Source organism: Pseudomonas sp. IT-P44, assembly GCF_949768225.1.
In the GTDB taxonomy this organism is placed as follows: domain Bacteria; phylum Pseudomonadota; class Gammaproteobacteria; order Pseudomonadales; family Pseudomonadaceae; genus Aquipseudomonas; species Aquipseudomonas migulae.
The window spans coordinates 20,529-43,083 of sequence record NZ_CATKQM010000031.1; the positions used below are offsets into that span (position 1 = coordinate 20,529).

The 22,555-nt window shown below is 56.2% G+C and carries 32 protein-coding genes; 30 read left to right on the forward strand and 2 right to left on the reverse strand.

Annotation, left to right across the window (positions count from 1 at the left end; genetic code table 11):
* Positions 1-8: 8 nt before the first annotated feature.
* The 28 genes from rplD to bfr all read left to right on the forward strand — a co-directional run bounded on the left by rplD (position 9) and on the right by bfr (position 14,931).
* On the forward strand, positions 9-611 hold the full coding sequence (gene rplD / locus ACM6IO_RS17250) for a 50S ribosomal protein L4 (protein WP_003228735.1): 603 nt from the start codon (positions 9-11) through the stop codon (positions 609-611).
* Positions 608-907, forward strand: a complete 300-nt coding sequence (rplW, locus tag ACM6IO_RS17255; protein ID WP_002555488.1) for a 50S ribosomal protein L23 — start codon at positions 608-610, stop codon at positions 905-907. The genes rplD and rplW overlap by 4 nt, the downstream gene beginning before the upstream one ends.
* Before the next feature lie 14 nt (positions 908-921).
* On the forward strand, positions 922-1,746 hold the full coding sequence (rplB, locus tag ACM6IO_RS17260; protein ID WP_008030897.1) for a 50S ribosomal protein L2: 825 nt from the start codon (positions 922-924) through the stop codon (positions 1,744-1,746).
* 16 nt (positions 1,747-1,762) lie between these two features.
* The gene (rpsS, locus tag ACM6IO_RS17265) at positions 1,763-2,038 is read left to right on the forward strand and encodes a 30S ribosomal protein S19 (protein ID WP_002555486.1); all 276 of its coding nucleotides are present in this window, start codon (positions 1,763-1,765) and stop codon (positions 2,036-2,038) included.
* An 11-nt stretch (positions 2,039-2,049) separates the two neighbouring features.
* Entirely contained in the window at positions 2,050-2,382 is a 333-nt protein-coding gene (rplV, locus tag ACM6IO_RS17270; RefSeq protein ID WP_003103908.1) for a 50S ribosomal protein L22, read from the forward strand.
* A 13-nt stretch (positions 2,383-2,395) separates the two neighbouring features.
* A complete protein-coding gene (rpsC, locus tag ACM6IO_RS17275) occupies positions 2,396-3,082 on the forward strand; it encodes a 30S ribosomal protein S3 (protein ID WP_003176422.1) in 687 nt (228 codons plus the stop codon).
* Positions 3,083-3,094: 12 nt separating this feature from the next.
* Entirely contained in the window at positions 3,095-3,508 is a 414-nt protein-coding gene (rplP, locus tag ACM6IO_RS17280) for a 50S ribosomal protein L16 (RefSeq protein ID WP_008030899.1), read from the forward strand.
* Positions 3,508-3,699 (forward strand): 50S ribosomal protein L29, encoded by a 192-nt coding sequence (gene rpmC / locus ACM6IO_RS17285; protein ID WP_008030901.1) that lies wholly within the window; start codon positions 3,508-3,510, stop codon positions 3,697-3,699. Before rplP ends, rpmC begins: the two co-directional genes overlap by 1 nt.
* Positions 3,700-3,701: 2 nt before the next feature.
* Complete coding sequence (gene rpsQ, locus ACM6IO_RS17290) at positions 3,702-3,968, forward strand: 30S ribosomal protein S17 (protein ID WP_003176419.1); 267 nt, start codon at positions 3,702-3,704, stop codon at positions 3,966-3,968.
* A 23-nt stretch (positions 3,969-3,991) separates the two neighbouring features.
* Positions 3,992-4,360: a 50S ribosomal protein L14 gene (rplN, locus tag ACM6IO_RS17295; RefSeq protein WP_002555479.1), complete on the forward strand. Its 369-nt coding sequence runs from the start codon at positions 3,992-3,994 to the stop codon at positions 4,358-4,360.
* 11 nt (positions 4,361-4,371) lie between these two features.
* Positions 4,372-4,686 (forward strand): 50S ribosomal protein L24, encoded by a 315-nt coding sequence (gene rplX / locus ACM6IO_RS17300; RefSeq protein ID WP_003176416.1) that lies wholly within the window; start codon positions 4,372-4,374, stop codon positions 4,684-4,686.
* A gap of 22 nt (positions 4,687-4,708) precedes the next feature.
* Positions 4,709-5,248 carry a 50S ribosomal protein L5 gene (rplE, locus tag ACM6IO_RS17305; RefSeq protein ID WP_003176415.1) on the forward strand — a complete coding sequence of 180 codons (540 nt, stop codon included), beginning with the start codon at positions 4,709-4,711 and terminating at the stop codon, positions 5,246-5,248.
* Positions 5,249-5,261: 13 nt separating this feature from the next.
* Entirely contained in the window at positions 5,262-5,567 is a 306-nt protein-coding gene (gene rpsN / locus ACM6IO_RS17310) for a 30S ribosomal protein S14 (RefSeq protein WP_003176414.1), read from the forward strand.
* A 210-nt stretch (positions 5,568-5,777) separates the two neighbouring features.
* Positions 5,778-6,170: a 30S ribosomal protein S8 gene (gene rpsH / locus ACM6IO_RS17315; protein WP_003186040.1), complete on the forward strand. Its 393-nt coding sequence runs from the start codon at positions 5,778-5,780 to the stop codon at positions 6,168-6,170.
* Positions 6,171-6,182: 12 nt separating this feature from the next.
* Positions 6,183-6,716 carry a 50S ribosomal protein L6 gene (gene rplF / locus ACM6IO_RS17320; RefSeq protein WP_003176412.1) on the forward strand — a complete coding sequence of 178 codons (534 nt, stop codon included), beginning with the start codon at positions 6,183-6,185 and terminating at the stop codon, positions 6,714-6,716.
* A gap of 10 nt (positions 6,717-6,726) precedes the next feature.
* The gene (gene rplR / locus ACM6IO_RS17325; RefSeq protein ID WP_003186037.1) at positions 6,727-7,077 is read left to right on the forward strand and encodes a 50S ribosomal protein L18; all 351 of its coding nucleotides are present in this window, start codon (positions 6,727-6,729) and stop codon (positions 7,075-7,077) included.
* 3 nt (positions 7,078-7,080) lie between these two features.
* Positions 7,081-7,581 carry a 30S ribosomal protein S5 gene (rpsE, locus tag ACM6IO_RS17330; protein ID WP_007943782.1) on the forward strand — a complete coding sequence of 167 codons (501 nt, stop codon included), beginning with the start codon at positions 7,081-7,083 and terminating at the stop codon, positions 7,579-7,581.
* Between the two features lie 2 nt (positions 7,582-7,583).
* Positions 7,584-7,760 (forward strand): 50S ribosomal protein L30, encoded by a 177-nt coding sequence (rpmD, locus tag ACM6IO_RS17335; protein ID WP_003186033.1) that lies wholly within the window; start codon positions 7,584-7,586, stop codon positions 7,758-7,760.
* A gap of 3 nt (positions 7,761-7,763) precedes the next feature.
* On the forward strand, positions 7,764-8,201 hold the full coding sequence (gene rplO, locus ACM6IO_RS17340; RefSeq protein ID WP_007896782.1) for a 50S ribosomal protein L15: 438 nt from the start codon (positions 7,764-7,766) through the stop codon (positions 8,199-8,201).
* Positions 8,202-9,530 carry a preprotein translocase subunit SecY gene (gene secY, locus ACM6IO_RS17345; protein ID WP_003228718.1) on the forward strand — a complete coding sequence of 443 codons (1,329 nt, stop codon included), beginning with the start codon at positions 8,202-8,204 and terminating at the stop codon, positions 9,528-9,530.
* A gap of 27 nt (positions 9,531-9,557) precedes the next feature.
* Positions 9,558-9,674 (forward strand): 50S ribosomal protein L36, encoded by a 117-nt coding sequence (rpmJ, locus tag ACM6IO_RS17350; protein ID WP_002555468.1) that lies wholly within the window; start codon positions 9,558-9,560, stop codon positions 9,672-9,674.
* A 130-nt stretch (positions 9,675-9,804) separates the two neighbouring features.
* A complete protein-coding gene (gene rpsM / locus ACM6IO_RS17355; RefSeq protein WP_003186020.1) occupies positions 9,805-10,161 on the forward strand; it encodes a 30S ribosomal protein S13 in 357 nt (118 codons plus the stop codon).
* A gap of 30 nt (positions 10,162-10,191) precedes the next feature.
* Positions 10,192-10,581: a 30S ribosomal protein S11 gene (rpsK, locus tag ACM6IO_RS17360; protein WP_002555466.1), complete on the forward strand. Its 390-nt coding sequence runs from the start codon at positions 10,192-10,194 to the stop codon at positions 10,579-10,581.
* Positions 10,582-10,599: 18 nt separating this feature from the next.
* Entirely contained in the window at positions 10,600-11,220 is a 621-nt protein-coding gene (gene rpsD, locus ACM6IO_RS17365; RefSeq protein ID WP_003210056.1) for a 30S ribosomal protein S4, read from the forward strand.
* A gap of 22 nt (positions 11,221-11,242) precedes the next feature.
* Positions 11,243-12,244: a DNA-directed RNA polymerase subunit alpha gene (locus ACM6IO_RS17370; RefSeq protein WP_003186012.1), complete on the forward strand. Its 1,002-nt coding sequence runs from the start codon at positions 11,243-11,245 to the stop codon at positions 12,242-12,244.
* Positions 12,245-12,286: 42 nt separating this feature from the next.
* A complete protein-coding gene (gene rplQ / locus ACM6IO_RS17375; RefSeq protein WP_007943777.1) occupies positions 12,287-12,673 on the forward strand; it encodes a 50S ribosomal protein L17 in 387 nt (128 codons plus the stop codon).
* A gap of 189 nt (positions 12,674-12,862) precedes the next feature.
* Positions 12,863-14,317, forward strand: a complete 1,455-nt coding sequence (locus tag ACM6IO_RS17380) for a catalase (protein WP_414911914.1) — start codon at positions 12,863-12,865, stop codon at positions 14,315-14,317.
* Between the two features lie 149 nt (positions 14,318-14,466).
* Positions 14,467-14,931, forward strand: coding sequence for a bacterioferritin (bfr, locus tag ACM6IO_RS17385; RefSeq protein WP_008030905.1), 465 nt, complete (start codon positions 14,467-14,469; stop codon positions 14,929-14,931).
* A 136-nt stretch (positions 14,932-15,067) separates the two neighbouring features.
* Here the strand turns inward: bfr and uvrA are convergent, their stop codons facing one another.
* The gene (uvrA, locus tag ACM6IO_RS17390) at positions 15,068-17,902 is read right to left on the reverse strand and encodes an excinuclease ABC subunit UvrA (RefSeq protein ID WP_008041305.1); all 2,835 of its coding nucleotides are present in this window, start codon (positions 17,900-17,902) and stop codon (positions 15,068-15,070) included.
* A gap of 191 nt (positions 17,903-18,093) precedes the next feature.
* Between uvrA and ACM6IO_RS17395 the strand changes: the two genes are divergently transcribed.
* Together ACM6IO_RS17395 and ACM6IO_RS17400 are read left to right on the forward strand one after the other, a co-directional pair.
* Positions 18,094-19,491, forward strand: a complete 1,398-nt coding sequence (locus ACM6IO_RS17395) for an MFS transporter (RefSeq protein ID WP_414911915.1) — start codon at positions 18,094-18,096, stop codon at positions 19,489-19,491.
* A gap of 9 nt (positions 19,492-19,500) precedes the next feature.
* Positions 19,501-20,025 carry a single-stranded DNA-binding protein gene (locus ACM6IO_RS17400; protein ID WP_008041307.1) on the forward strand — a complete coding sequence of 175 codons (525 nt, stop codon included), beginning with the start codon at positions 19,501-19,503 and terminating at the stop codon, positions 20,023-20,025.
* Between the two features lie 184 nt (positions 20,026-20,209).
* Here the strand turns inward: ACM6IO_RS17400 and ACM6IO_RS17405 are convergent, their stop codons facing one another.
* Positions 20,210-22,414, reverse strand: coding sequence for an OsmC domain/YcaO domain-containing protein (locus ACM6IO_RS17405; RefSeq protein WP_414911916.1), 2,205 nt, complete (start codon positions 22,412-22,414; stop codon positions 20,210-20,212).
* Between the last annotated feature and the right edge of the window lie 141 nt (positions 22,415-22,555).

The window sequence follows — 22,555 nt, forward strand, 5'->3', positions numbered from 1 at the left end:
AAGCTGACATGCAATTAAATGTAAATGACGCTCAAGCGATCGAAGTTTCCGAACTGACATTTGGCGGCGAATTCAACGAGACGCTGGTTCACCAAGCAGTCGTGGCCTACATGGCCGGCGGCCGTCAAGGTAGCAAGCAGCAAAAGACCCGTTCCGACGTTCGTGGTGGCGGTAAGCGCCCATGGCGTCAGAAAGGTACCGGCCGTGCTCGTGCCGGTACTATCCGTAGCCCAATCTGGCGTGGCGGCGGTACCACTTTCGCAGCTCGTCCTCAGGATCACTCCCAGAAGCTGAACAAGAAGATGTATCGCGCAGCAATGCGTTCCATCCTTGCTGAGCTGGTGCGTACTGATCGTCTGGTCGTGGTTCAGGATTTCGCCGTTGAAACGCCGAAAACCAAAGACCTGCTGGGCAAACTGAACAACATGAGCCTGACCGACGTTCTGATCGTGTCGGACGCTGTTGATCAGAACCTGTACCTGGCTGCTCGCAACCTGCCGCACGTAGATGTACGTGATGTGCAAGGTTCCGATCCAGTTAGTCTGATCGCATACGACAAGGTGTTGATCACCGTGTCGGCCGTGAAGAAATTCGAGGAGCTGCTGGGATGAACCAGGAACGCGTATTTAAAGTTCTGCTTGGCCCGCACGTTTCCGAGAAGGCTACGGTTCTGGCAGACAAGAAAGGCCAGTTCGTTTTCAAGGTTGCCACTGACGCAACCAAGCTGGAAATCAAGAAGGCCGTCGAAAGCCTGTTCAGCGTGAAAGTAGAGCGTGTTACTACCCTGAATGTTCTGGGTAAGAGCAAGCGCACTGCTCGCGGTCTGGGCAAGCGTAATGACTGGAAGAAGGCAGTTATCTCCCTTCAGCCAGGCCAAGATCTCGATTTCAGCAGCAGTGCTGAGTAAGGAAGGGGTGCATCATGGCAATCGTTAAATGCAAACCGACTTCCCCTGGCCGCCGTCATGTGGTCAAGGTGGTCAACCAGGAGCTGCATAAAGGCGCTCCTCACGCACCGCTGCTCGAGAAGAAATCGAAGTCTGGTGGTCGTAACAACAATGGTCGTATTACCACTCGTCACATCGGTGGTGGCCATAAGCAGCATTATCGTCTGGTCGATTTCCGTCGCAACGACAAAGATGGCATTCCAGCCACTGTCGAGCGTATCGAATACGATCCAAACCGTACTGCTCACATTGCTCTTATGTTGTACGCAGACGGCGAACGCCGTTACATCATCGCCCCTAAAGGCGTGAACGCTGGTGACCAGCTGATTTCGGGTGCTTTGGCTCCGATCAAGCCGGGCAACCAGTTGCAACTGCGCAGCATTCCAGTTGGTAGTACCGTACACGGCATCGAATTGAAGCCAGGTAAAGGCGCGCAAATCGCTCGTTCCGCTGGTGCTTCGGCTCAGCTGATCGCTCGTGAAGGTGTCTATGTGACCCTGCGTCTGCGTTCTGGTGAGATGCGTAAAGTGCTGGCTGAATGCCGCGCGACCTTGGGCGAAGTCTCGAACTCCGAGCACAGCCTGCGTTCGCTGGGTAAAGCTGGTGCCAAACGCTGGCGTGGCGTTCGCCCAACCGTTCGTGGTGTTGCCATGAACCCGGTTGACCACCCACATGGTGGTGGTGAAGGTCGTACCTCTGGTGGTCGTCATCCGGTATCGCCATGGGGCTTCCCGACTAAGGGCGCGAAGACTCGTGGTAATAAGCGTACCGACAAAATGATCGTCCGTCGTCGCAAGTAAATAGAGGGATACGACAGTGCCACGTTCTCTGAAAAAAGGTCCTTTTATCGATCTTCACCTACTGAAGAAGATCGAAGTGGCGGCGGAAAAGAACGATCGCAAACCAGTTAAAACCTGGTCGCGCCGTTCGATGATCCTGCCACAAATGGTCGGTCTGACCATCGCAGTACACAACGGTCGTCAACATGTGCCAGTTCTCGTGAACGAAGACATGGTCGGCCACAAACTGGGCGAGTTCGCCGGTACCCGCACTTATCGTGGGCACGTGGCTGACAAGAAAGCCAAGCGTTAAGGGGTTAGGAAATGGAAGTAGCCGCTAAGTTGTCGGGCGCTCGAATCTCCGCCCAGAAAGCCCGCTTGGTCGCCGACCAGATCCGCGGGAAGAAGGTGGGCGAAGCGCTCAACTTGTTGGCTTTCAGCAGTAAGAAAGCCGCCGAGATCATGAAGAAAGTGCTGGAGTCGGCCGTAGCCAACGCCGAGCATAACGAAGGCGCAGACGTTGATGACCTTAAAGTCAGCACCGTTTTCGTCAACGAAGGGCGTTCGCTGAAGCGAATCATGCCACGTGCCAAAGGCCGTGCTGATCGCATCGTCAAGCGGTCTTGCCATATCACTGTCAAGGTTGCTGACAAGTAACGGAGTCGAAGAGATGGGTCAGAAAGTACATCCCATTGGCATTCGCCTGGGAATCGTCAAGGAGCACACCTCCGTCTGGTACGCAGACGGTCGGACTTATGCGGACTATTTGTTCGCTGATCTGAAGGTGCGTGAGTATCTCCAAGACAAACTAAAAAGCGCGTCCGTAAGCCGTATCGATATCCATCGTCCGGCCCAAACTGCACGTATCACCATCCACACCGCTCGTCCAGGTATCGTTATCGGGAAGAAAGGTGAAGATGTTGAGAAACTGCGTCAGGACCTGACCAAGCAAATGGGTGTGCCTGTGCACATCAATATCGAAGAAATCCGCAAGCCGGAACTCGACGGTATGTTGGTTGCGCAGAGCGTAGCTCAGCAGCTGGAGCGCCGCGTAATGTTCCGTCGCGCTATGAAGCGCGCTGTACAGAACGCCATGCGCATTGGTGCCAAAGGCATCAAAATCCAAGTGAGCGGTCGTCTCGGCGGTGCTGAAATCGCACGTACTGAATGGTATCGCGAAGGTCGTGTGCCACTGCACACCCTGCGTGCCGACATCGACTATGCCAACTACGAAGCTCACACCACTTACGGTGTGATCGGTGTAAAGGTTTGGATCTTCAAAGGCGAAGTAATTGGTGGTCGCCAAGAAGAACTGAAACCACAAGCACCAGCGCCTCGTAAAAAAGCTGCTAAGTAAGGGGTACGCCAAATGTTGCAACCAAAGCGTACGAAGTTCCGCAAGCAGATGACTGGTCACAACCGTGGCCTGGCATTGCGCGGTAGCAAAGTCAGCTTCGGCGAGTTCGCGCTGAAGTCTGTAGCTCGTGGTCGTCTCACCGCTCGTCAGATCGAGTCAGCGCGTCGTGCTCTGACCCGTCACGTTAAACGTGGCGGCAAGATCTGGATCCGTGTATTCCCGGACAAGCCTATTTCCAAGAAGCCACTCGAAGTTCGGATGGGTAAAGGTAAAGGTAGCGTGGAATACTGGGTTGCCCAGATTCAGCCAGGCAAAGTCCTGTATGAAATCGAGGGTGTTTCTGAAGAGCTGGCGCGTGAGGCATTTGCCCTGGCTGCTGCAAAGCTGCCGCTCGCCACTGCCTTCGTTAAACGGACGGTGATGTGATGAAAGCGAACGAACTTCGTGAAAAAGACGCGCCGCAGCTTAACGAGCAACTGCTCGGCCTGCTGCGCGACCAGTTCAATCTGCGCATGCAGAAAGCAACTGGCCAGTTGGGGCAGTCTCACCTGCTCCGGCAAGTTAAGCGTGACATCGCTCGCGTGAAGACTGTGCTCAAACAGCAGGCAGGTAAGTAATCATGGCTGAAGCCGAAAAAACCGTCCGTACGCTGACTGGCCGTGTTGTCAGCGACAAAATGGACAAGACCATCACCGTTCTGATCGAGCGTCGCGTTAAGCACCCGATCTACGGTAAATACGTTAAGCGTTCGACTAAGCTGCACGCGCACGACGAAACCAATCAGTGCCACATCGGCGACAAAGTCACTATTCGTGAAACTCGTCCTTTGGCCAAGACCAAGTCTTGGGCGCTGGTTGATGTTCTCGAACGCGCTGTGGAAGTCTAAGGACTAGGGGTCGGAGAAATTATATGATTCAGACTCAATCCATGCTCGATGTGGCCGATAACAGCGGCGCTCGCCGCGTTATGTGCATCAAGGTGCTGGGTGGCTCCCATCGTCGTTACGCTGGTATCGGTGACATCATCAAAGTTACCGTGAAGGAAGCAATTCCTCGCGGTAAAGTGAAAAAAGGCCAAGTGATGACTGCTGTTGTAGTCCGCACTCGTCACGGCGTTCGTCGTGCTGATGGCTCCATTATCCGCTTTGATGGCAACGCTGCTGTTCTTCTGAACAACAAGCAAGAGCCAATCGGCACCCGTATCTTTGGGCCAGTGACCCGTGAACTTCGTACTGAGAAGTTCATGAAGATCGTCTCGCTCGCCCCAGAAGTGCTGTAAGGAGATCCGACATGCAAAAGATTCGTCGTGACGACGAGATCATCGTGATCGCCGGCAAAGACAAAGGTAAGCGCGGTAAGGTGCTTAAGGTTCTCGCTAATAACCGTCTGGTTATCGGTGGTCTGAACCTGGTCAAGCGTCATACCAAGCCTAACCCGATGTCGGGCGTACAAGGCGGTATCGTCGAGAAAGAAGCTCCACTGGACGCTTCTAACGTAGCCATTTTCAACGGCGAAACCAACAAGGCTGATCGCGTTGGTTTCAAAGTAGAAGACGGCAAGAAAATTCGTGTCTTCAAGTCGACCCAAAAAGCGGTTGATGCTTGAACACTGCTAGGTAGATGAGACCATGGCACGACTAAAAGAGATTTACTGGAAAGAAATCGCACCGAAGCTTAAGGAAGAACTTAAGCTTTCGAACGTGATGGAAGTTCCACGCGTTACCAAAATCACCCTGAACATGGGGCTGGGCGAAGCAGTCGGTGACAAAAAAGTCATCGAGCACGCTGTTGCTGACCTAGAAAAGATCACCGGCCAGAAAGTCGTTGTGACTTACGCTCGGAAATCCATCGCTGGCTTTAAAGTCCGTGAAGGTTGGCCGATCGGCGTCAAAGTGACCCTGCGCCGTGAGCGTATGTACGAGTTCCTGGATCGTCTGCTGTCGATCTCCCTGCCTCGGGTTCGCGACTTCCGTGGCCTGAATGCCAAGTCCTTCGATGGTCGTGGTAACTACAGCATGGGCGTTAAAGAGCAGATCATCTTCCCGGAAATCGACTACGACAAGATCGATGCTCTCCGCGGTCTGGACATTACCCTGACCACCACTGCCAAGAACGATGATGAAGGTCGCGCCCTGTTGCGTGCTTTCAAATTCCCGTTCCGCAACTGATTGGAGTAGGAAAATGGCCAAGATGAGCATGAAAAACCGCGAGCTGAAGCGTCAGCTCACGGTTGCCAAGTACGCCAAAAAGCGTGCAGCACTGAAAGCTATCATCGTTGATCTGAACGCAAGTCCAGAAGCGCGTTGGGAAGCTACAGTAGCTCTGCAAAAGCAGCCACGTGACGCAAGCGCTTCGCGCATGCGTAACCGCTGCCGCCTGACCGGTCGTCCACACGGCGTTTACCGCAAGTTCGGCCTCGGCCGTAACAAACTGCGTGAAGCTGCAATGCGTGGTGACGTACCTGGTCTGGTTAAAGCCAGCTGGTAAGCACTATCAAAGTCTCGGTGTTCGGGATCGCAAGATCCTGACCGCCGGTGACCTTGAACTTGAATCAAGCCCCTTTTGGGGCTTGATTCATTTGTGGGGTGTGTCTAGAATACCCGGCTCGCCTGAGCCCGTGCTTTTTTTGCACGGATGTCCTCGGCGACACGTAGTAGCCGCAAGGCTAATTTTTTGTGTATTAGGAGCGTCTAGCCCATGAGTATGCAGGACCCGTTAGCGGACATGCTAACTCGAATCCGTAATGCCCAGATGGCTGAAAAGTCCGTCGTAAGCATGCCATCTTCTACTTTGAAGGTAGCTGTTGCCAAAGTCCTGAAGGACGAAGGTTACATTGCGGGTTATCAGATCAGCAGCGAAATCAAGCCACTGCTGTCCATCGAGCTGAAGTACTTCGAAGGCCGTCCGGTCATCGAGGAAGTGAAGCGCGTTAGCCGTCCAGGCCTGCGTCAGTACAAGTCCGTCGATGATCTGCCAAAAGTTCGTGGCGGTCTCGGTGTGTCTATCGTCTCCACCAACAAAGGTGTGATGACGGATCGTGCTGCGCGCGCTGCCGGTGTCGGCGGCGAAGTTCTTTGCACTGTGTTCTAAGGGGGGATAAGCATGTCACGCGTCGCTAAGAACCCCGTTAAGCTGCCAGCCGGCGTCGAAGTCAAATTCGCAGGCCAACAGCTTTCGGTGAAGGGTGCCAAGGGCACTCTCGAACTGAACATCCATTCGTCCGTTGAGATCGTTGAAGAAGCTGGTGAGCTGCGTTTCGCTGCTCGCAATGGCGATCAACAAACTCGCGCAATGGCTGGTACCACTCGTGCGTTGGTAAACAACATGGTCCAAGGCGTAAGCCAAGGCTTCGAGCGTAAGCTCCAGCTGGTCGGTGTTGGTTACAAAGCGCAAGCAAAAGGCACAGTGCTGAACCTGGCTCTTGGCTTCTCGCACCCAGTGGATTATGAACTGCCGGAAGGCATCACCGCTGAGACTCCTAGCCAGACCGATATCCTGATCAAGGGCATCGATAAGCAGCTGGTAGGTCAAGTGGCCGCCGAGATCCGCGACTTCCGTCCACCAGAGCCGTACAAAGGCAAAGGTGTGCGCTACGCGGACGAAGTCGTCCGTCGTAAAGAAGCCAAGAAGAAGTAGGGCATAGCAAATGACCGACAAAAAAGTTACTCGACTGCGTCGCGCTCGCAAAGCACGCCTGAAAATGCACGAACTCGAAGTCGTGCGTCTCTGCGTGTTCCGCTCGTCGCAGCACATCTACGCCCAGGTCATTTCGGCCGACGGCAACAAAGTCCTGGCATCTGCCTCGACTTTGGATAAAGAACTGCGTGATGGCGCCACTGGCAACATCGACGCGGCCACTAAGGTTGGCCAGCTGGTCGCTACGCGTGCTAAAGCCGCTGGCGTCTCGCAGGTGGCTTTCGACCGCTCTGGCTTCAAGTACCACGGCCGCGTCAAGGCGCTGGCTGATGCTGCTCGTGAAGCTGGGCTGGAGTTCTAAGTTATGTCAAATAACGACCAAAAGCGCGACGAAGGCTACATCGAGAAGCTGGTTCAAGTTAACCGCGTAGCCAAAACCGTTAAAGGCGGCCGTATCTTCACTTTCACCGCGTTGACCGTGGTTGGTGATGGTAAAGGGCGTGTTGGCTTCGGCCGTGGCAAGTCACGTGAAGTGCCTGCTGCGATCCAGAAGGCAATGGAAGCTGCTCGCCGCAACATGATCCAAGTTGACCTGAACGGCACCACTCTGCAGTACGCAATGAAGTCCGGTCACGGCGCTTCGAAGGTGTACATGCAGCCTGCTTCTGAAGGTACCGGTATCATCGCTGGCGGCGCTATGCGTGCTGTCCTCGAAGTTGCTGGCGTTCAGAACGTTCTGGCCAAGTGCTACGGCTCGACTAACCCGGTAAACGTGGTTCACGCCACTTTCAAAGGTTTGAAAGCTATGCAGTCTCCTGAATCCATTGCCGCCAAGCGTGGCAAAAGCGTCAAGGAGATCTTCTGATCATGGCTACCGTTAAAGTTACGCTGATCAAAAGCATGACCGGCCGCATCCCTAACCACAAACTGTGCGTTAAGGGTCTGGGTCTGCGTCGCATCGGTCACACTGTAGAAGTACTTGATACTCCCGAGAATCGCGGGATGATCAACAAGGCTTACTACATGCTGCGTGTCGAGGGTTAATCGATGAAACTCAATGATCTGAGTCCAGCGCCGGGTTCCCGTCGCGAAAAGCATCGTCCGGGCCGTGGTATCGGTAGTGGTTTGGGTAAGACCGGTGGCCGTGGCCACAAAGGTCAGTCCTCCCGCTCCGGTGGCACCATTGCTCCAGGCTTTGAAGGCGGTCAACAGCCGCTGCATCGTCGCCTGCCGAAGTTCGGTTTCGTTTCCCTGAAAGCCATGGATCGCGCAGAAGTGCGTTTGTCCGAGCTGGCTAAAGTGGAAGGCGACATCGTCACCGTGCAGTCCTTGAAAGATGCCAACGTGATCAACGTCAACGTACAGCGTGTGAAAATCATGCTGTCCGGTGAAGTGACTCGCGCTGTTACCATCGGAAAGGGAATCGGCGCCACCAAAGGTGCGCGTGCGGCTATCGAAGCAGCTGGCGGCAAGTTCGAGGAATAAATGGCTAAGCAAGGTGCTCTCTCTGCGCTCGGCAAAGGCGGTATGTCTGAACTCTGGGCTCGTCTGCGTTTTCTGTTCCTGGCGATTATCGTCTACCGAATAGGCGCACACATCCCGGTTCCAGGTATCAACCCGGACCGACTCGCGGACCTGTTTCGACAGAATGAGGGGACCATTCTTAGCTTGTTCAACATGTTTTCCGGCGGCGCGCTGGAACGGATGAGCATCTTTGCATTGGGGATCATGCCGTACATTTCGGCATCGATCATCATGCAGCTGATGACCGCCGTCAGCCCGCAGCTGGAGCAGTTGAAGAAGGAAGGTGAAGCTGGCCGTCGCAAGATCAGCCAGTACACCCGCTACGGCACTGTCGTTCTCGCTCTTGTTCAGGCAATTGGCATGTCCATTGGTCTGGCAGGGCAGGGCGTTGCGTTCACTGGTGACTTTGGCTTCCATTTCGTCGCGGTATCCACATTTGTGGCTGGTGCGATGTTCATGATGTGGCTGGGTGAGCAGATTACTGAGCGTGGTGTTGGCAACGGTATCTCGATGTTGATTTTTTCGGGTATCGTCGCCGGTCTTCCGAGAGCGATCGGGCAGTCTTTCGAGTCTGCACGTCAGGGTGATATCAACATCTTCGCCCTGGTTGCCATCGGTTTGCTGGCAGTAGCGATTATCGGTTTCGTGGTGTTCATTGAGCGTGGTCAGCGTCGTATTGCTGTTCACTACGCCAAGCGTCAGCAGGGCCGTAAGGTCTTCGCTGCGCAGACTAGCCACTTGCCGCTGAAGGTGAACATGGCCGGTGTTATTCCGGCCATTTTCGCGAGCAGCATTTTGCTGTTCCCGGCTTCGTTGGGTGCCTGGTTCGGCCAGTCTGAAGGTATGGGCTGGTTGCAGGACATCTCGCAGTCGATCGCTCCTGGTCAGCCGTTGAATATTCTGCTGTTTAGTGCAGGGATTATTTTCTTCTGCTTCTTCTATACGGCGTTGATGTTCAATCCGAAAGACGTAGCGGAAAACCTGAAGAAGTCCGGTGCCTTTATTCCGGGCATCCGTCCAGGTGAGCAGTCTGCGCGCTACATTGATGGCGTTCTGACTCGCTTGACCATGTTCGGTGCTCTTTACATGACGGCCGTGTGTCTGCTTCCCCAGTTCCTGGTGGTTGCGGCAAACGTACCGTTCTACCTTGGCGGGACCTCGTTGCTGATCGTCGTCGTGGTTGTGATGGACTTCATGTCCCAAGTACAATCGCACCTCGTTTCGCACCAGTACGAATCCCTGATGAAGAAAGCCAACCTGAAGGGTTACGGCAGCGGCATGTTGCGCTGAGTACCCATAAGGTTCGAGGAGTTGGTGATGAAAGTTCGTGCATCGGTGAAAAAGCTGTGCCGTAACTGCAAGATTATTCGCCGCGAAGGTGTTGTTCGAGTAATTTGCAGCGCGGAACCGCGTCACAAACAGCGCCAAGGCTGAGTGTGATTGTGCTTCAAGCCCGGTAGCTAGTGCGCTACCGGGTTGATTATTTGTTATTACAGCGATATTATCTCGCGCCCTATTTCTTGGCTTCCGGGGCGTAGGTAGCTGTCAATTGGAGTCCCACTGAATGGCCCGTATTGCAGGCGTTAACATTCCAGATAACAAGCATACTGTTATCTCGCTGACCTACATCTATGGTGTTGGTCGCACTACTGCACAGAAGATCTGTGCAGTGACTGGGGTAAACCCAGCCGCAAAGATCAAGGATCTGAGCGACGAGCAGATTGAACAGCTGCGTGGCGAAGTGGCGAAGTTCACCACTGAAGGTGACCTGCGTCGCGAAATCAACATGAAAATCAAGCGTTTGATGGACCTCGGTTGCTATCGCGGTCTGCGTCATCGTCGTGGTCTTCCAGTACGCGGTCAGCGTACCAAGACTAACGCGCGTACCCGTAAAGGTCCGCGTAAGCCGATCCGCAAGTAATCGCCCCAGCGAATCGACAGGAAATTAATCATGGCTAAACCTGCTGCTCGTCCTCGTAAAAAAGTTAAAAAGACAGTGGTTGATGGCATCGCCCACATCCATGCTTCTTTTAACAACACAATCGTGACCATCACCGACCGTCAAGGCAACGCTCTTTCCTGGGCTACCTCCGGTGGTTCGGGTTTCCGCGGTTCCCGCAAGTCCACCCCGTTTGCTGCTCAAGTAGCTGCTGAACGTGCTGGCCAAGCTGCGCTGGAATACGGTCTGAAAAACCTCGACGTTAACGTCAAAGGTCCAGGCCCAGGTCGTGAATCTGCAGTCCGCGCTTTGAACGGCTGTGGCTACAAGATCGCCAGCATCACCGACGTGACGCCAATCCCGCACAACGGGTGCCGTCCGCCGAAGAAGCGCCGCGTGTAATCCAGGAGATTGTAAAGAATGGCTCGTTACATTGGTCCAAAATGCAAACTCGCTCGTCGCGAAGGCACCGATCTCTTTCTGAAGAGCGGCGTGCGCGCGATCGAATCGAAGTGCAACATTGAAGCAGCACCTGGTATCCACGGCCAACGCCGCGGTCGCCAGTCCGATTACGGCACCCAACTGCGTGAAAAGCAGAAGGTCCGTCGTATCTACGGCGTTCTCGAGCGTCAATTCAGCGGCTACTACAAAGAAGCTGCTGGCAAGAAAGGTGCAACCGGTGAAAACCTGCTGCAACTGCTCGAATGCCGTCTGGACAACGTTGTATACCGTATGGGTTTTGGCTCTACTCGTGCCGAATCCCGTCAGCTGGTATCGCACAAATCCGTCAGCGTTAACGGCCAGACCGTAAACGTACCGTCTTACCAGGTTCGTGCTGGTGACGTGGTCGCGATTCGCGAGAAAGCAAAGAACCAACTTCGCATTGTCCAAGCTCTCGATCTGTGTGCCCAACGTGGCCGCGTAGAATGGGTAGAAGTAGACACTGAGAAGAAGTCGGGCGTTTTCAAGAACGTTCCAGCTCGCAGTGATCTGTCCGCCGACATCAACGAAAGCCTGATTGTCGAGCTCTACTCCAAGTAAGGGCTAGAAAATAGGTGCATCCATGCAGATTTCGGTAAATGAGTTCCTGACACCCCGCCATATTGATGTGCAGGTTGTCAGTCCAACCCGCGCCAAGATCACTCTCGAGCCTCTCGAGCGTGGTTTCGGCCACACCCTGGGCAACGCGCTGCGCCGCATCCTGTTGTCCTCAATGCCCGGCTGTGCAGTAGTCGAGGCCGAGATTGACGGTGTACTCCATGAGTACAGCGCAATCGAAGGCGTACAGGAAGACGTAATTGAAATCCTGTTGAACCTTAAAGGTCTGGCTATCAAGCTGCACGGTCGTGACGAAGTTACGCTGACCTTGTCGAAGAAGGGTTCGGGGGTGGTTACCGCTGCCGATATTCAGCTGGATCATGATGTCGAGATCGTTAACCCCGATCACGTAATCGCTAACCTGGCGTCTAACGGCGCCCTGAACATGAAGCTCACCGTAGCTCGTGGTCGTGGTTATGAACCGGCAGACTCGCGTCAGAGCGATGAAGACGAAAGCCGCAGCATCGGTCGCTTGCAGCTTGACTCTTCGTTCAGCCCGGTTCGCCGTATCGCATACGTGGTGGAAAACGCCCGTGTCGAGCAGCGTACTAACCTGGACAAGCTGGTTATTGATCTGGAAACCAACGGTACTCTGGATCCTGAAGAGGCTATCCGTCGCGCTGCAACCATTCTGCAACAGCAGTTGGCTGCGTTCGTCGACCTCAAAGGTGACAGTGAGCCAGTGGTTGTCGAGCAGGAAGACGAGATCGATCCGATCCTGCTTCGCCCGGTTGACGATCTGGAACTGACTGTACGTTCGGCTAACTGCCTTAAGGCGGAAAACATCTACTACATCGGTGACCTGATTCAGCGTACCGAAGTAGAGCTGTTGAAGACTCCGAACCTTGGCAAGAAATCCTTGACTGAAATCAAGGACGTTCTGGCCTCCCGCGGTCTGTCCCTCGGCATGCGCCTCGACAACTGGCCGCCTGCAAGTCTTAAGAAGGACGACAAGGCGACTGCCTGATCGTCGTAATCACCGAACGTCGTGTTTGGTAAGGAATGAACCATGCGTCATCGTAAAAGTGGTCGTCACCTGAGCCGCACTAGCTCGCACCGCAAGGCCATGTTCCAAAACATGGCAGTGTCGCTGTTCGAGCACGAGCTGATCAAAACTACACTGCCGAAAGCTAAAGAACTGCGTCGCGTTGCTGAGCCGCTGATCACTTTGGCCAAGACAGACAGCCTGGCTAACCGCCGTCTGGCTTTCGACCGTACTCGTTCGAAAGCTATCGTTGGTAAGCTCTTCAACGACCTGGGCAAGCGTTACGCTACCCGTGAGGGTGGCTACCTGCGCATCCTCAAGTGCGGCTTCCGCACTGGCGACAACGCGCCTATGGCGTACGTCGAGTTGGTTGATCGTGCTACCGGCGGTGAAGCTGTATCCGCTGAGTAAGACGTCAGTCTGAAACGAAGAACCGGGCCTAGTGCCCGGTTTTTTGTGGGCGTCTGAAAAGTAGACTCTACGTTAGTAATTTTCTATCGACGCTTACAAGTTAATGAATTTGTAGGTGTAACGTTGGTGATCAATACTCCCTCTCAGCCGATTAGCCGGCAGTTCAAGACTGACAGAGGAAGAGATCGCATGAGCCAAAATAAAATACTTACCACCGCCAGTGGCGCTCCTGTCGCCGACAACCAGAATTCCCGCTCCGCCGGCCCTCGTGGCCCATTGCTGCTCGACGACTTCCACCTGATCGAGAAGCTTGCCCACTTCAACCGTGAAAACATTCCTGAGCGCCGCGTACACGCCAAGGGCTCGGGTGCTTACGGTACGTTCACTGTGACGCGCGACATCACTGAATACACCAGCGCCAAGCTGTTCGAGTCCGTCGGCAAGCAGACCCCAACGTTTCTGCGGTTTTCCACCGTGGGCGGTGAGCGCGGCTCGGCCGACACAGAACGCGATCCGCGTGGCTTCGCCCTGAAGTTCTACACCGAAGAAGGCAACTGGGACATCGTTGGCAACAACACTCCAGTGTTCTTCATTCGCGATCCGCTCAAGTTTCCGGACTTTATCCACACCCAAAAACGCCTGCCACAAAGCAACCTGAAAAGTGCGCAGATGATGTGGGACTTCTGGTCGCACTCGCCTGAGGCGCTGCACCAGGTCACCATCCTGTTTTCGGACCGTGGCATCCCTGACGGCTACCGTCACATGCACGGCTTCGGCAGCCACACTTACAGCCTGATCAGTGCCAGCGGCGAGCGTCACTGGGTGAAGTGGCATTACAAGACCCAGCAAGGGATCAAGAACCTGGCGCCGGCAGAAGCTGCTCGCCTGGCGGGCACCGATCCGGATTACGCACAGCGCGACTTGTTCGAAGCGATTGAGCGTGGCGACTTTCCAAAATGGCGTGTATGCATTCAGATCATGACCGAGGCCCAGGCTGCGGCGCATTACGAGAACCCTTTCGATGTGACCAAGACCTGGTCGCAAAAAGAGTTCCCACTGATCGAAGTGGGTGAGCTCGAGCTCAATCGCAATCCGCTGAACTACTTCGCGGAAGTTGAACAAGCGGCGTTCGGTCCGAGCAACATGGTGCCAGGTGTCGGCCTGTCGCCAGACCGCATGCTGCAAGGGCGAGTGTTCGCTTACGCCGATGCGCACCGCTACCGTGTTGGTACCAACCATCAGCAACTGCCGGTGAATGCGCCGCGCAGCCCGGTCAACAGCTACCAGCGTGATGGCTCCATGGCGTTTGGCAGCAATGGTGGTGCAGCGCCGAACTACGAGCCGAACAGTTACGTAGAGTCGCCAAAACAGGCGCCTCGTTATGCTGAGCCTGCTTTGGCATTGAGCGGTGCGGCTGATCGTTACGATCATCGCGAAGACACGGACTACTACAGCCACGCAGGTGCGTTGTTTCGTTTGATGAGTGATGAGCAGAAAAACCTGCTGATCAACAATATTGCGGGCGCGATGGCAGGGGTCTCCGCTGATGTAGTGGATCGCCAGTTGCAGCATTTCTTCAAGGCCGACCCGGCTTATGGAGACGCAATCGCAAAGGCACTCAACGTACAGATTAACGAAGTCTAAACGAGAAGCAGAACCGCCCTCATTAGGGCGGTTTTTGCGCTATTTAAACTACTTTTCTCAGAATATCTTCGCTTTTATCGCGCAAACCAAGTGACCAAACAGTCGCTGTGGTTCAAACTACAGACTTTCAAGCAGGGAGATGTAGGGCGATGCAAGGCCACCCAGACGTAATCGATTACCTCAACACGTTGCTGACCGGCGAACTGGCCGCGCGTGATCAATATTTCGTTCACTCGCGGATGTATGAGGACTGGGGATTCACCAAGCTCTACGAACGAATCAACCACGAGATGGAAGAGGAAGCGGGGCACGCCGATGCGCTGATGCGCCGAATTCTGATGCTCGAAGGCACGCCACGCATGCGTCCGGACGATCTTGATGTCGGCACCACGGTTCCTGACATGCTAGCTGCCGACCTGCGACTGGAATACAAAGTCCGCGCCGCGCTCTGCAAGGGCATCGAACTCTGCGAGCAGCACAAAGACTACGTCAGCCGCGAGATGCTGCGCATTCAACTGAACGATACCGAAGAAGACCACACCTACTGGCTCGAGAAGCAGTTGGGTCTGATCAAGTTGATCGGTCTGGAAAATTACCTGCAATCTCACACCTGACATTGAACCGTAGGAGCACAGCTTGCTGGCGAAGGCTTCCTTGATATCGCCATCGCCAGCAAGCTGTGCTCCTACAGTGTCAACGAAAAAGCCCCTGTCACCGACAAAGTGACAGGGGCTTTTTCATGGGCTTGATTCAGTCCCTGTCGCGAGCCAGCAGCGGTTTGAGATAGAAACCGGTGTGAGACTGCTTCATCTCGGAGACTTCTTCCGGCGTACCGACGGCAATGATCTGCCCGCCTTTGGAACCACCTTCCGGCCCCAGATCCACCAACCAGTCAGCGGTCTTGATCACGTCCAGGTTGTGCTCGATCACCACCACGGTGTTGCCGTGGTCGCGCAGTCGATGCAGCACGTCGAGCAGTTGCTGAATATCCGCGAAGTGCAAACCAGTGGTTGGCTCATCGAGGATGTACAGCGTCTTGCCGGTATCGCGCTTGGACAGCTCGCGGGACAGCTTCACCCGCTGCGCTTCACCACCAGACAGGGTGGTCGCCGATTGCCCCAGCTTGATGTACGACAGGCCGACATCCATCAGCGTCTGAAGCTTGCGTGCCAGTGCCGGCACCGCGTCGAAGAACACCCGGGCTTCCTCGATGGTCATCTCGAGGGTTTCGTGGATGCTCTTGCCCTTGTACTTGATCTCCAGCGTTTCGCGGTTGTAGCGCTTGCTCTTGCAGACGTCGCACGGAACATAGATGTCCGGCAGGAAGTGCATTTCAACCTTGATCAGGCCATCGCCCTGGCAGGCCTCGCAGCGTCCGCCCTTCACGTTGAAGGAGAAACGCCCCGGCCCGTAACCGCGGGAACGGGATTCCGGCACGCCGGCGAACAGTTCGCGAATCGGCGTGAACAGCCCGGTGTACGTCGCCGGGTTGGAGCGTGGCGTGCGGCCGATCGGGCTCTGGTCGATGTCGACGACCTTGTCCAGGTGTTCCAGCCCTTTGATGCTGTCGTGAGCCGCAGCCTCAAGCGTCGTCGCACCGTTGAGTGCCGTCGCGCTCAAAGGAAACAGCGTGTTGTTGATCAGCGTCGACTTGCCCGAACCGGACACGCCGGTAACGCAGGTCAGCAGGCCAATCGGAATCTCCAGATCGACGTTGCGCAAGTTGTTGCCGCGAGCGCCTTTGAGGGACAGCGACAATTTTTTGTTGCGCGGCGTGCGTTTGGCTGGAACGGCAATCTTCACCCGGCCAGACAAATACTTGCCGGTCAGCGAGTCAGGGTGAGCCATCACCTCCGCTGGCGTACCTTCGGCGACGATATGCCCCCCGTGCACGCCGGCACCCGGGCCGATATCCACGACATAGTCAGCCAGGCGAATGGCATCTTCATCGTGTTCGACCACGATCACCGTGTTGCCGATGTCACGCAGGTGCTTGAGCGTGCCGAGCAAACGGTCGTTGTCGCGCTGGTGCAGGCCAATCGACGGTTCATCGAGGATGTATAGAACGCCCACCAGGCCGGCACCAATCTGACTGGCCAGACGAATCCGCTGCGCCTCGCCACCGGACAACGTGTCGGCACTGCGATCCAGCGACAGATAGTCGAGGCCGACGTTGACCAGGAACTGCAGGCGCTCGCGGATTTCCTTGAGGATCTTGTCGGCAATTTCACCGCGACGCCCGGTCAGCTTCAGCACGCCGAAGTATTCGCATGCATCGCCAATCGGCAGATTGGTTACCGCCGGCAGTGTCTTCTCGCCGACCCAGACATGCCGCGCCTCGCGACGCAGGCGGGTGCCACGGCAATCCGGGCAATGCTGGGTGCTGAGGAACTTGGCCAGCTCTTCACGCACCGAAGCCGATTCGGTTTCGCGGTAGCGACGTTCCAGGTTTGGCACGATGCCTTCGAACGGGTGCGAACGTTTGACGATGTCGCCACGGTCATTCAGGTATTTGAAATCGACGTTCTGGGAACCGCTGCCGTGCAGGATGAATTTCTGCTGCTCGGCCGGCAGTTCGTTGAACGGTACTTCGAGGCTGAACTTGTAGTGCGCCGCCAGCGATCCGAGCATCTGGAAGTAATAGACGTTTCGCCTGTCCCAGCCGCGAATCGCACCTTCGGCCAGGGTCAGTTCGCCATTGACCAGTCGCTTGATGTCGAAGAATTGCTTCACACCCAGACCATCGCACGTCGGGCAGGCGCCGGCCGGGTTGTTGAAGGAGAACAGCTTGGGTTCCAGCTCGCTGATCGCGTGACCGCAGATCGGGCAGGCGAAGCGCGCAGAGAAGATCATCTCTTCGCCGGGTTCGTCGTCCATCGGTGCGACCAGGGCAATGCCGTCCGCCAGTTTCAGCGCAGTCTCGAAGGATTCGGCCAGACGCTGTTGCAGATCGGCGCGGACCTTGAAGCGGTCGACGATGACGTCAATCGAATGCTTCTTCTGCTTGTCCAGCTTCGGCAGTTCGTCCAGTTCGCAGATCCTGCCGTTGACCCGGGCCCGGACAAAGCCCTGGGCGCGCAGTTCTTCGAAGACCGAAAGGTGTTCGCCTTTGCGCTCGCGGATCACCGGCGCCAGCAGCATCAGTTTGCTGCCCTCCGGTTGGGCGAGGACCAGGTCGACCATCTGGCTGACGGTCTGCGCTTCCAGCGGAATGTCGTGATCCGGGCAGCGCGGAATACCGACGCGAGCGTAGAGCAGGCGCAGGTAGTCGTAGATTTCGGTGATGGTGCCGACCGTCGAACGCGGGTTGTGCGAGGTCGACTTCTGTTCGATGGAAATGGCTGGCGACAAACCTTCAATGGTGTCGACGTCAGGCTTTTCCATCATCGACAAAAACTGCCGGGCATAGGCCGACAGCGACTCGACATAGCGGCGCTGGCCTTCGGCGTACAGCGTGTCGAACGCCAGGGACGATTTGCCGGATCCGGACAAGCCGGTGATGACGATCAGTTTGTCCCGTGGCAGGGTCAGGTCGATGTTCTTCAGGTTGTGGGTTCGGGCCCCACGAATCAGGATCTTGTCCAAAGTGGCCTCGCTCGGCGGGCGTCGAAAACGTAGGAGTATACGGCCAAATACTGGATGGATGCACACTATCAAACGAGTGGTTTACTGTCGTACATGAAGAGTCTGTCAGCGGAACGCGTCAAAGCGTCGCGATATACCCTGTCAATCGATGGGACTGGTAGAATCGCCGCCGGTTCACATGAGGTTTTTCCATGCACGATCCCCACAGCGAACGCATGAGTGGCAGTGAGACCCGCGCAGCAAGCGGTCTGGCCCTCGTGTTCGCGTTCCGTATGCTTGGCATGTTCATGGTGTTGCCGGTACTGGCGACCTATGGGATGGATCTGGCAGGAGCGACCCCGGCCCTCATCGGGCTGGCGATTGGCGCTTACGGCCTGACCCAGGCGATTTTTCAGATTCCGTTCGGCTTCATTTCCGACCGCATCGGGCGCCGCCCGGTGATTTACCTGGGGCTGATCGTGTTCGCCCTCGGCAGTTTGCTGGCGGCCAACGCTGATTCGATCTGGGGCGTTATCGCCGGACGAATCCTGCAAGGCGCCGGGGCGATTTCCGCAGCAGTGATGGCGTTGCTGTCAGACCTGACCCGCGAACAGCATCGGACCAAAGCCATGGCCATGATCGGCATGACGATTGGTCTGTCGTTCGCGGTCGCCATGGTGGTAGGGCCTTTGCTGACTCGTGCCTTTGGGCTGTCCGGGTTGTTCCTCGCCACCGGTGGCATGGCGCTGGTGGGTATCGTGATCGTGATGTTCATGGTGCCGCGCTCCACCGGGCCGTTGCAGCACCGTGAATCCGGCGTCGCGCGCCAGGCACTGATGCCGACGCTCAAGCACCCGGACCTGCTGCGCCTGGACCTGGGTATTTTTGTGTTGCACGCGATGTTGATGTCGAGCTTCGTTGCATTGCCGCTGGCCCTGGTCGAAAAAGCCGGGCTGCCCAAAGAGCAGCACTGGTGGGTCTACCTGACCGCGCTGCTGATTTCCTTCTTCGCCATGATCCCGTTCATTATCTACGGCGAGAAGAAACGCAAAATGAAACGAGTTTTATTGGGCGCAGTGCTGACGCTGATGCTCACTGAGCTATTCTTCTGGCAGTTCGGCGATAGCTTGCGGGCCCTGGTGATCGGGACGGTGGTGTTCTTTACCGCGTTCAACTTGCTGGAAGCTTCGTTGCCATCGCTGATCAGCAAGGTTTCACCGGCGGGCGGCAAGGGCACGGCGATGGGGGTTTATTCCACCAGTCAGTTCCTCGGATCGGCACTGGGCGGGATCCTCGGCGGCTGGATGTTCCAGCATGGCGGTCTGTCGGTTGTCTTCCTCGGATGCGCCGGCCTGGCTGCCCTCTGGCTGGCCTTTGCTGTTACCATGCGCGAACCACCTTATGTCACGAGCCTGCGCTTGCCGTTGTCGCCCGAGGCGATCCGCGAAGCGGGTCTGGTTGAGCGCCTGAAGGCCGTCGTAGGGGTAACAGATGCGGTAATCGTTGCTGATGAAGCAGCGATTTACATCAAATTGGACACAGAACTATTGGATCGCACTACCCTCGAGCGCCTGGTGAACAACCCGCCCGAGGCAGCGTGCGTAGCCTAGGAGAACGTTATGGCCCGTGGGGTTAACAAAGTCATATTGGTCGGCACTTGCGGCCAGGATCCCGAAGTTCGCTACTTGCCTAACGGTAACGCCGTGACCAACCTGAGTCTGGCGACCAGCGAACAGTGGACCGACAAGCAGACCGGTCAGAAGGTCGAGAAGACCGAATGGCACCGTGTGTCGATGTTCGGCAAAGTGGCGGAAATCGCCGGCGAATACCTGCGTAAAGGTTCGCAGGTCTACATCGAAGGCAAGCTGCAGACCCGCGAGTGGGAAAAAGACGGTATCAAGCGTTACACCACTGAAATCGTGGTCGACATGCAAGGCACCATGCAACTGCTGGGCGGCCGTCCACAGCAGGGCGACCAGCAAGGCGGGGGCAACAACTACCAGCAGTCCGCTCCGGCTCCACGCCAGCAGCAGGCGCCGCGTCCACAGCAGTCGGCACCGCAACAGTCGCGTCCGGCTCCACAGCAGGCCGCTCCTCAGCCGGCTCCGGATTTCGACAGCTTTGATGACGATATCCCGTTCTAGGATATGGCTTAGGCCTTTGTAAGGTTTAGCCTCGAAACCCCCGATCGGTCCTCTGGACTGGTCGGGGGTTTTCTTTTGCGCACTATTTGTAGGAGCCGGCTTGCTGGCGATTCAAGCACCGCGGTTAACCAGGTAAACCGCGTAATCGTTCATCGCCAGCAAGCCGGCTCCTACAGGTTTGCGCTCAGCGGGATGATGTGGTGACGGCGGCCCGCGCCGTGTGCAGTTTTTTGTAGCTGTCGATCAGGCGCAGATGCCTGTCGAGCCCTTCCAGTTTCATGCTGGTCGGCGTCAAGCCATGGAAGCGTACGGTCCCGTCCACCGAGCCGATTGCTGCGTCCGTCCGCTCGCTGCCAAACATCCGGCGGAAATTGGCCTCGTAGTCTTCCAGTTCCAGGTCTTCGTCCAGTTTCATCTCCAGCACCACATTGACGGCCTGGTAGAACAAGCCGCGCTCAACCGTGTTGTCGTTGTACTGCAGGAACATTTCCACCGCCTCTTTCGCCTCTTCAAATTGTTGCAGGGCGAGATAAATCAGCAGCTTCAACTCCAGGATCGTCAACTGACCCCAAGCGGTATTGTCGTCAAATTCGATGCCGATCAAGCTGGTGATGTCGGTGTAGTCGTCCAGCTCACTTTCCACCAGACGCTCGACCAGCGCTCGCAGTTCGTCTTCGTCCAGGCGATGCAGGTTCAGGATGTCTTCGCGGAAGAACAGCGCTTTGTTGGTGTTATCCCAGATCAGATCGTCTACCGGATAAATTTCCGAATAGTCCGGCACCAGGATGCGGCAGGCCGTCGCGCCGATATGCTCGTAGACCGCCATGTACACTTCCTTGCCCATGCCTTCGAGAATGCCGAACAAGGTCGCGGCTTCCTCGGTATTCGAGTTTTCACCCTGGCCGGAGAAGTCCCACTCCACGAATTCGTAATCCGACTTCGAACTGAAGAAGCGCCACGACACAACGCCGCTCGAGTCGATGAAGTGCTCGACGAAGTTGTTCGGCTCGGTCACCGCATGACCTTCAAACGTCGGCTGGGGCAGGTCGTTGAGGCCTTCGAAGCTGCGGCCTTGCAGCAATTCGGTGAGGCTGCGTTCCAGTGCCACTTCAAGGCTTGGGTGCGCGCCGAACGAGGCGAACACACCGCCGGTACGCGGGTTCATCAACGTAACGCACATCACCGGGAATTCACCGCCCAGGGACGCATCCTTCACCAACACCGGGAAACCCTGTTCTTCCAGCGCCTGAATACCGGCGAGGATCCCTGGGTACTTTGCCAGCACGTGGGCCGGCACATCCGGCAGTGCAAATTCACCTTCGATGATTTCGCGTTTTACCGCGCGCTCGAAGATCTCCGACAGGCACTGCACCTGCGCTTCGGCCAGCGTGTTGCCGGCACTCATGCCGTTGCTCAGGTACAGGTTTTCAATCAGGTTGGACGGGAAATACACCACCTCACCGTCCGACTGGCGCACGTACGGCAGCGAGCAGATACCGCGCTCTTCATTGCCCGAGTTGGTGTCGATCAGATGGGAGCCGCGCAGCTCGCCGTCGCGGTTGTAAATCTTCAGGCAGTACTCGTCGAGAATCTCGGTCGGCAGCGCGTCTTTGCGGCCAGGCTTGAACCAGCGCTCGTCCGGATAATGCACAAATTCCGCGTTGGCGATGTCTTCGCCCCAGAACTGGTCGTTGTAGAAGAAGTTGCAGTTGAGCCGCTCGATAAACTCGCCCAACGCCGACGCCAGTGCGCCTTCCTTGGTCGCACCCTTGCCGTTGGTGAAGCACATCGGCGAGTGCGCATCGCGGATATGCAGCGACCACACATTGGGCACGATATTGCGCCACGAGGCGATTTCGATCTTCATGCCCAGGTCCGCCAGGATGGCCGACATGTTGGCGATGGTCTGCTCCAGCGGCAGGTCCTTGCCGGCAATGTAAGTGCTGGCGTCTGAAGTGGAGGCAGGCATCAGCAACGCCTGGGCATCGGCGTCGAGGTTTTCCACTTCTTCGATCACAAACTCAGGCCCGGCCTGCACCACTTTTTTCACGGTGCAACGGTCGATGGAACGCAGGATGCCCTGGCGGTCCTTGTCGGAGATGTCCGCCGGCAACTCGACCTGGATCTTGAAAATCTGGTTGTAGCGGTTTTCCGGGTCAACAATGTTGTTCTGCGATAGGCGGATGTTATCCGTGGGGATATTGCGTGTGCTGCAGTACAACTTCACGAAATACGCCGCACACAACGCCGACGAAGCCAGGAAGTAGTCGAACGGACCGGGTGCCGAGCCATCGCCCTTGTAGCGGATTGGTTGGTCGGCCACCACCGTGAAGTCGTCGAACTTGGCTTCAAGCCGAAGGTTGTCGAGAAAGTTGACCTTGATTTCCATGGGGGGGTACCAGAATAACGGGCTAGACGATTTGGCCGCCATTATCCGGCTTTTCAGCGGTAAGTCTTGTGGTTGTCGGGTCCCTGATCGGGTTTACACCTGTTTCACCCCGACGCCCGATGCATGGCAACGGGCTTTTTC